This is a genomic window from Terrabacter sp. P5_B1 (genome assembly GCF_056400505.1).
Map to the genome: position 1 here is coordinate 1 of NZ_JBFULD010000190.1, position 8159 is coordinate 8159.

General features: G+C 72.0%; 10 protein-coding genes. 2 read left to right on the top strand and 8 right to left on the bottom strand.

Annotated elements, in window-relative coordinates:
• The 8 genes from AC1DP0_RS14000 to AC1DP0_RS14035 all read right to left on the bottom strand — a co-directional run.
• Positions 1-1277, bottom strand: a 1277-nt coding sequence (locus AC1DP0_RS14000; protein WP_478085159.1) for a heavy metal translocating P-type ATPase, incomplete at its 3' end; no start/stop codon positions are given.
• Entirely contained in the window at positions 1274-1495 is a 222-nt protein-coding gene (locus AC1DP0_RS14005) for a heavy-metal-associated domain-containing protein (protein ID WP_478085160.1), read from the bottom strand. The genes AC1DP0_RS14000 and AC1DP0_RS14005, both read right to left, overlap by 4 nt.
• Before the next feature lie 60 nt (positions 1496-1555).
• Positions 1556-1837, bottom strand: coding sequence for a metal-sensitive transcriptional regulator (locus tag AC1DP0_RS14010; protein WP_478085161.1), 282 nt, complete (start codon positions 1835-1837; stop codon positions 1556-1558).
• 51 nt (positions 1838-1888) lie between these two features.
• Positions 1889-2314 (bottom strand): MmcQ/YjbR family DNA-binding protein, encoded by a 426-nt coding sequence (locus tag AC1DP0_RS14015; protein WP_478085162.1) that lies wholly within the window; start codon positions 2312-2314, stop codon positions 1889-1891.
• A 165-nt stretch (positions 2315-2479) separates the two neighbouring features.
• Positions 2480-3892, bottom strand: coding sequence for an adenylosuccinate lyase (gene purB, locus AC1DP0_RS14020; protein WP_478085163.1), 1413 nt, complete (start codon positions 3890-3892; stop codon positions 2480-2482).
• A 96-nt stretch (positions 3893-3988) separates the two neighbouring features.
• Positions 3989-4783 (bottom strand): VOC family protein, encoded by a 795-nt coding sequence (locus AC1DP0_RS14025; protein ID WP_478085164.1) that lies wholly within the window; start codon positions 4781-4783, stop codon positions 3989-3991.
• Positions 4784-4834: 51 nt separating this feature from the next.
• Positions 4835-5626 carry a VOC family protein gene (locus AC1DP0_RS14030; RefSeq protein WP_478085165.1) on the bottom strand — a complete coding sequence of 264 codons (792 nt, stop codon included), beginning with the start codon at positions 5624-5626 and terminating at the stop codon, positions 4835-4837.
• A gap of 4 nt (positions 5627-5630) precedes the next feature.
• The gene (locus AC1DP0_RS14035) at positions 5631-6176 is read right to left on the bottom strand and encodes a low molecular weight protein-tyrosine-phosphatase (RefSeq protein ID WP_478085166.1); all 546 of its coding nucleotides are present in this window, start codon (positions 6174-6176) and stop codon (positions 5631-5633) included.
• A 129-nt stretch (positions 6177-6305) separates the two neighbouring features.
• Here AC1DP0_RS14035 and AC1DP0_RS14040 point away from each other — a divergent pair, with 129 nt between their 5' ends.
• Together AC1DP0_RS14040 and AC1DP0_RS14045 are read left to right on the top strand one after the other, a co-directional pair.
• A complete protein-coding gene (locus AC1DP0_RS14040; protein WP_478085167.1) occupies positions 6306-6725 on the top strand; it encodes a YybH family protein in 420 nt (139 codons plus the stop codon).
• A gap of 9 nt (positions 6726-6734) precedes the next feature.
• On the top strand, positions 6735-8084 hold the full coding sequence (locus AC1DP0_RS14045; protein WP_478085168.1) for an MFS transporter: 1350 nt from the start codon (positions 6735-6737) through the stop codon (positions 8082-8084).
• The last annotated feature ends 75 nt before the right edge of the window (positions 8085-8159 follow it).

Below are 8159 nucleotides of genomic sequence, written 5' to 3' on the forward strand. Positions count from 1 at the left end.
AGCCAGGCGACGAAGGTGACGACGGCGACGGCGAGCACCACCGGCACGAAGACGGCCGAGACGCGGTCGGCGAGGCGCTGGACGTCGGCCTTGCCGGTCTGTGCCGTCTCGACGAGCCGCTGGATGCCGGCGAGCATCGTGTCGGCCCCGACCTTGCGGGCCTCGACGACGATGCGGCCGGTCGTGTTGATCGACCCGCCGGTGACGGGGTCGCCGGGGGAGACGTCGACGGGGGTGGACTCGCCGGTGACGAGGCTCGCGTCGACCGCGCTCGAGCCGTCGCGCACGACGCCGTCGGTCGCGACCTTCTCGCCCGGACGCACGATGAACTGGTCGCCGACGACGAGCTCGCCGACGGGGATCCGGGTCTCGCTCGTGATCCGCGACCGGGGGTCGATCCGCAGGACCGACACGTCCTTGGCGCCGAGGTCGAGCAGCGAGCGCAGGGCGTCCTTGCCGGAGTCCTTCGCGCGGGCCTCGAGGAAGCGGCCGACGAGCAGGAACGTCGTGACGACCGAGGCGACCTCGAAGTAGAGGTGCATGCCGCCCTGCAGCAGCTCGACGACGGAGTAGCCCCACGCGGCGAGCACACCGAGCGACACGAGGGTGTCCATCGTCGAGGCGAGGTGGCGGGCGTTGACGGCAGCGGCGCGGTGGAAGGGCCACGCGCACCAGAAGACGACGGGCGTCGCGAGGACGAACTGCAGCCAGGGGCTTGCGGCGAAGGCCGGCAGCACCATGGCGAGGAGCAGCACCGGGATCGTGAGCGCGATGGCGACGACGAGGCGCGGCTTGAGCACGGCCTGGGCAGGCGTGTGCTCGAGGTGGCTGTCCTGGTCGAGGTGGTCGAGGTCGTCGAGGTGGTCGAGGTGGTCGTCGGGGGTGTGCTCCCGGTCGTGCGGGCGCGTGTCCCGGCGGGCATACCTCGCCTGCAGCTTGCGCAGCAGGTCGGCGGCGCGAGGGATCGCGCCCGCGTGGGACGTGGCTCCGGCGTGCGCCGTGGCTCCGGCGTGCGGCTTCGCGTCGTCGAGGACGCTGGCGCCGTAACCGGTCTTCTGCACCTCGGCGACGATGGCATCGACCGTCACGGGCGCGCTGAAACGGACCTGCGCCTTCTCGGTGGCGAGGTTGACCGTGGCGGACTGGACGCCGGCGACCTTGGCGAGCTTGCGCTCGATGCGGGCCGAGCAGGAGGCGCACGTCATGCCGGTGATCGCGAGGCGCACCTCCTCGGGCGGGTGCTCGGCGGTCGTGGAGGGGGACTGGGTGTCGCTCATCGGAGGGTGTAGCCCGCCTCGGCGACGGCCGCATCGACGGCAGCACGGTCCAGGGGCGTCTCGCTCGTGATGGTGACGGGCGAGTCCTCGCCGGGATGCAGGTCGACGGCGACGTCGGTGACGCCGGGCAGGGCCGTCAGCTCCTCGGTGACGGCGGCCGAGCAGTGGCCGCACGTCATCCCGGCGACGGTGATCTCGGTGTGGACGGTCTGGCTCATCGGGGCCTCCTCGGGCGGGTGGATCGGGGTGCGTCTGGTGGGGTGCTCTGGATGGTCACGTCAGCTCCGAACGAGCCGGGCGATGGCGTCGGAGGCCTCGCGCACCTTCTCGGCCGCCGCCTCGTCGGACTCGCGCGCAGCGTCCACGACGCAGTGGGCCACGTGGTCCTCCAGCAGGCCGAGGCTGACGGCCTGCAGGGCCTTGGTGATGGCGCTGACCTGGGTCAGGATGTCGATGCAGTACGTGTCGGCGTCGACCATCTTCTGCACGCCCCGCACCTGTCCCTCGATGCGGCGCAGGCGCTTGAGGTAGTCGTCCTTGCTCCCGGTGTAACCGGCCATGGCACCTCCTTGTCATCGACAACCACGGTACCCCCTTGGGGTATTCCGCGCTCATCGGGGGTAGGGGGTGTCGGCGCCCTCGAGGAAGCTCCGGGCGAGCCGCTTCGGAGCCTTCGCCAGCCAGGCGTCCGTGACGACCTCGCGCAGCTCGATGACGGTGAGGCGGCCGAGGTCGCGCTCGAGGAGCAGCACGGCGTTGTAGCCGTTCCAGTGCGGCGTCGTGAACCACGGGGACTCCGGGTCGGAGACCATCGACTCCTTGTCCTCGGCGGTGCACGAGAAGGCCAGGACGTCGTCGTACAGCTCGCCGGTCGCCGGGTCGACTGCATCCTTGCGTGGCCCCCGGGCGAAGGCGAAGGTCTTGCCGTGCACCTGGAACGAGGGTCGCCCGCCCGTCGGCGGGTCGCGCGTCACCTCCGGCAGCGCAAGGGCCGCCTCGTCGATGTCGCGGAGCGTGGCGCGTCGGGAGCGGACCATGCTGACGCACGTTAGCCCGCTTGACGGCATACGAGAAGGCGTGGTGCGGCGCACGCGGACGACCGTTGGTCGCCGTGATCGCCCGAGCGCGGCGTGTCGTGCGGCGTGTCCCAGGCCTGGCTCAACCAATGGTCGTCGATGCGCTGTCGCGCTCGGGTGACGGCGTCAGGCGAGGTAGTCGTCGACGAGCCGGCTCGCGAGGGCCGTGTAGGTCTGCGGCGTCAGCGCGACGAACCGGGCCTCGACCTCGGCGGGCAGCCCCAGCCCACGGACGAACTCGCGCAGGTCGTCTCCGTCGATGCGGCGTCCCCGGGTCAGCTCCTTGAGCCGCTCGTAGGGCTCCTCCATGCCCGGAACGCCCTGTGCGCCAAGGGCCCGCATCGCCGACTGGATCGGCTCGCCGAGGACCTCCCAGTTGGACTCGAGGTCAGCCGCCATCCGCTCGGGCACGGCGTCGAGGCCCGCGAGGCCGCGGGCGACGTTGTCCAGGGCGAGCACCGAGTGGCCGAAGGCCGTGCCGATGTTGCGCTGCATGCTCGAGTCGGTGAGGTCGCGCTGGAGCCGGCTCTGGACGAGCGTGCCGCCCAGGACGTCGAGCAGCGCGTTGCTCACCTCGAGGTTGGCCTCGGCGTTCTCGAAGCGGATCGGGTTGACCTTGTGCGGCATCGTGCTGGATCCGACGGTGCCCTGGCCGCGCACCTGCGCGAAGTAGCCCATGGAGATGTAGGTCCACACGTCGGTGCAGAGGTTGTGCAGGATGCGGTTGAAGCGCGCGACGTCGGCGTAGAGCTCGGCCTGCCAGTCGTGGCTCTCGATCTGCGTCGTCAGCGGGTTCCACGTGAGACCGAGACTCTCGACGAAGGCGCGCGACACGGCGGGCCAGTCGACGTCGGGCAGGGCGAGCGCGTGGGCGCCGAACGTGCCGGTGGCACCGTTGAACTTGCCGAGGTACTCCTGTCCCTCGATGCGCCGCAGCTGCCGGCCGAGGCGGTGCGCGAGGACGGCGAGCTCCTTGCCCATCGTCGTCGGCGTCGCCGGCTGGCCGTGGGTGTGTGCGAGCAGCGGCACGTCCTTGAGCTCGCGCGCCATCTCCGCGACCTGGGCGACGAGCGCCTTCGCGCGCGGCAGCCACACCTGCTCGACGGCGCCCTTGACCATGAGGGCGTAGGAGAGGTTGTTGATGTCCTCGCTCGTGCACCCGAAGTGGATGAGCTCGGCGAGGCCCTTGTCCTCGTCGGCGGGCGCGATGGCGGCCAGGCGCTTCTTGAGGAAGTACTCGACGGCCTTGACGTCGTGGACGGTGACCCGCTCGATGTCGCCGAGCTCGGCGACCTCGTCGGTGCCGAAGTCGTCGACGACCGCTCGCAGCGCGGCGATCTCGGCGCCCGTCAGCGTGCGCACACCCGGCACGATCCCGTGGCTCGTCTGGTGGATCAGCCACTCGATCTCGACGTGCACGCGCTGCCGGTTGAGGGCCGCCTCGGAGAGGTGGTCGACGAGCGGCGCGACGGCGCCGCGGTAGCGGCCGTCGAGCGCCCCGAGCGCGATGGGCGGGGTTGCGTCAGCAAGCGAAGCCATGCCGACATCCTCCCAGAGCGGGGGGAGTGGTTCGTATGCCGTCCGTCGCGGTCGGGCGGCCGCGCGCGGTCCCGGTCACACGGCATACGCCCTCGGTCAGTCGGTCGTCGACGGCTCGGGCAGCTGCATGACCGAGAACGTCTCGCCCTGGGGGCCGGCGACGAGTGCCATCCGGCCGTAGCGGGTGTCGGCGGGCGGTTGCATGACGGAGCCGCCGAGGGCCGTGACCCGCTGGACGGTCGCGTCGCAGTCGGCCACGGCGAAGTGCGTCATCCAGTGCGACGGCACGTCGGCCGGGGCCTGCGCCGGGATGGCCCCGATGCCGGCGACAGCGCGCTCGCCGTCGAGGCTCGCGACGGAGTAGCGGACGCCGTCCTGACCGATCTCCTGGAGCCGGTAGCCGATGACGTCGGAGTAGAAGCGGGTGCTCGCGTCGTAGTCGCGGCTCATCGACTCGGCCCAGCACAGCGCTCCCGGCTCGTCGACGAGGTCGGTGCCGGGGCGCTCCTTGGCCTGCCACAGGCCGTAGGCCGCCCCGGCTGGGTCGGCGCCGACGGCGATGCGCCCCACCCGGAGCAGGTTCGTGGGCTCGAGGAAGAAGACCCCGCCGGCCGCCCGGGCGCGTCTGGCGGCGTCGTCGACGTCGTCGGTCGCGAGGTAGACCGTCCACGCGCTGACCTGGTTGGGGTCGTCCGGGTTCTTGGCCAGGGCGCCCGCGACGACGTGGCCGTCCTTGCGGGCCATGACGTAGCCGCCGGCCTCGGGCGGCAGGTCCTCGAAGGTCCAGCCGAAGAGGCTGCCGTAGAAGGCGCGCGCGCCGTCGAGGTCGTCGACCATGACGTCGGCCCAGCAGGGGGTGCCGGGCGCGAACGGCCCTTCGTGGACGGGCACGGATGCTCCTGTGGGGTCGATGGGTTGGGAGGGGTCGGGAGGGGCGAGCGGTCAGGCGAGGTCGGGCACGAGGAGCGAGAAGACTTCTCCCTCGGGCCCGCTCAGCACCGCACCGAGACCGTACGGGCGGTCGAACGGGCCCTGGAGCAGCGTGGCCCCGAGCTCGAGTGCCCGGTCCAGGCGGGGCGCGACGTCGCGTGTTGCGAAGGAGGCGACCCAGTGCGGCGGGATCTCCTGCGGCCACTCGTCGTCGATCTCCGCGAGCCCGAAGGCGGGGTTGCCGTCGCCGGTGTGGGCCGTCGCCCAGCGCGGACCGCCGGGCTCCGTCTCGTCGGTGAACTCGTGGCCGAACACGGCGAGCTGGAAGTTCTGGACCCGGTCGTAGTCCCGCGTCAGCAGCTCGTTCCACGTCAGCGACCCCGGCTCGTCGAGGACGCCACTGCCGGGCAGGTCGCCCGGCTCCCACACACCGAAGTACGACCCGCCGGGGTCGACGGCGATCAGGGTGCGCGACAGGGCCCCGATGGCGACGGGACGCCCGAGGGTGCGGCCGCCGTACGTGTTGATGGCGCGCTCGGCGACCTCGATGTCACCGACGCGCAGGTAGGTCGTCCACTGGCTCCGGACGGGGACGCCGGCGGGCTTGCGGCTGATGCCGGCGACGGGATGGCCGCCGAGCAGGGCCATCGTGTAGCCGCCGGTAGAGGGGTCGCCGTCGAGCCACTGCCAGCCGAAGAGCTCGCCGTAGAAGGTCCTGGCGCGCTGGACGTCGCTGACGAGCAGGTCGACCCAGCACGGGGAGCCGTAGGGATAGTCGGGCACGGTCAGGTTCACGTCTCGCATCGGGTCAGGGCTGGTCGGTGTCCACACGGGCGCGCAGGGTGTCCGGCCGCCGACTGTCCAGCTGGTCCTTGACGTGGTCGAGGATGCCACGGCACGCGGCCTCGACCTCGGCGAAGCAGCGGGCGAAGTGCTCCGCTCCGCCGTACCACGGGTCGCCCGTCTCGAGGGTGCCGGCCGCCACGGCGGCGGGGTCGAACTCGCGCACGAGCCGGATCTTGCCGCGCTGGTGCGGCGCGCGGGCCAGGCGGTTGAGGGTGCGCACGTGTCCTTCGTCGGAGGCGAGGATCAGGTCGAACTCGTCGAACTCGTCGGGGTCGAACTCGCGGGCCCGGTGCCGCGACCCGTCGTAGCCGTGGCGGGCGAGGACCTCGACGGTGCGCGGGTCGGCGTGCTCGCCGACGTGCCAGTCACCGGTGCCGCTCGAGCTGACCCGGACGTCGTCGGACAGACCGGCGTCGTCGACCATCCGCTGGAGGATCACGTGACCCATGGGTGACCTGCAGATGTTGCCGCTGCACACGAAGGTGACGTGGAGTGGGCGAGGCGACATGGTGCCCATTCAACACCGCCGACCGCGCGCCGAGGCCGGTAGCCCGGGCTCTCCTTGAGAGTGGTGTCGCGAGTGCCCACGGAAGGTACATATGGCGGCGCTGTCGGTGGCCGGTGGCACGGTGTGCCCATGACGACGACCGCCCACCCGACCGCCGTCGGGGCTGACAGCCCGGAGGCCCTCGAGTCCCGTTTCGCCGCCTGCGTCGCCGCGGACGACCTCGATGCGCTCGTGGGTTTGTATGCCGCCGACGCCGTCGTGAGCCTTCCGCGCGGTCGCGAGGCGGCGGGCTCCGTCGCCATCCGCGAGGCGCTCGCGGCCGCGATGGCCGCCGGAGTCCTGAGCGGCGAGGGCGCTGCCGTCAGCTCGCGGGCCGTGATCAGCGGGGATCTCGCCATGACGACGTCCACCACCGCCGACGGCACGGTGCGCACCCAGGTTGCCCGCCGCGCGGCCGACGGACGGTGGGTGTGGGTCCGCGACGGCTCGCGACTGCGCGAGGTGGAGGCGTGCCTCCCTGCGCTCTCGGGCACCTTGGCCGTGGCGTAGTTTCGCTCTGTGACCGACGCACGACCCGGCCCTGAGGCCCCCGCGCCGATCGACTCATCGCGTCGCTCGCACTTCGTCGACGTGACGCCCTTGCGGGTGAGTCCGGCGTTCGCGCGGCTCTGGTTCGGCAACACCCTCGCCGGCATCGGCACGTTCGTCACCAACACGGCCGTCGGGTTGCACATCTACGACCTGACCCGGTCGACCTTCATGGTCTCGCTCGTCGCGTGGTTCTCACTGCTGCCGATGGTCGTCGCCGGCCTCTACGGGGGTGCGATCGCCGACCGTTTCGACCGGCGCACCGTGGCCCTGTCGGCCTCGACCGTCGCCTGGGCCTCGACCGTGGTCCTGGCCTCGATCACGTGGGCCGGCGCCGAGGCGGTCTGGATCTTCTACGTCATCACCACCGTCAACGCCGTCGCCGCGACGATCGCCTCGGCGACGCGCCAGGCGATCACGCCGCGCCTGCTTCCGAGGGAGCAGCTGCCCAAGGCGGCGGCCCTGCTCGGCATCTCGGCGGGCGTCATGGTGACGGTCGGGCCCGGCATGGCCGGCGTGCTCGTCGCGCGGGCCGGCTACGCCTGGACCTACACCGTCGACGTCGTGCTCTTCTTCGCCGGCTTCTTCGGCCTCTGGACGTTGCCTCGCATCCGGCCCGAGGGGGAGCACGTCGCTGCCGGTGGCTTCCGGTCGGTCGTGGACGGGCTGGCGCACCTGCGCCGGGCGCCCAACGTGCGGATGAGCTTCGTCGTCGACATCATCGCGATGACCTTCGGCCAGCCGATGGTGCTCTTCCCGGCCGTCGGGGCCATCGTCATCGGCGGCGGCTCGGTCACGGCCGGCATCCTGCTCGCGTCGTTCGCCGTCGGTGGCATCGTGTCGAGTCTCGGGTCCGGTCGCGTCACCGGCCTGCGGTGGCAGGGGCTCGCGATCCGCAACGCCATCGTCTCCTACGGCCTCGCGATCCTCGGCTTCGGAGTGGTGCTCGCCGTGACCGAGCTCGGTGGGCACGCCGTGGCCTCGATGGACTTCGGCGCGGCCAACCGGTGGGCTCTGGCGCTCGCGGCCCTCTGCCTCGCCGTCGCCGGCGGGTCCGACAACATCAGCGCGATCTTCCGTCAGTCGATCCTGCAGTCCGCGGTTCCCGACCACCTGCGCGGCCGCACCCAGGGCGTCTTCACCGTCGTCGTCACGGGCGGTCCCCGGCTCGGTCAGATGTTCGCCGGCACCCTGGCGACGCTGACGGCGACATGGGTGCCGCCCGTCGTCGGCGGCGTCCTCGTCGTCGTGCTCGTCCTCGTCACGGTCGCGCGGGTCCCGTCGTTCCGCCACTACGACGCCCTCGACCCGCGCCCCTGACCCGGGCCCCTCCAGTCGAGTGCCCAATTCCGGACGGGCCGCGCGCGTGGGGAACTGAGCACTCGAGGGGCGCCT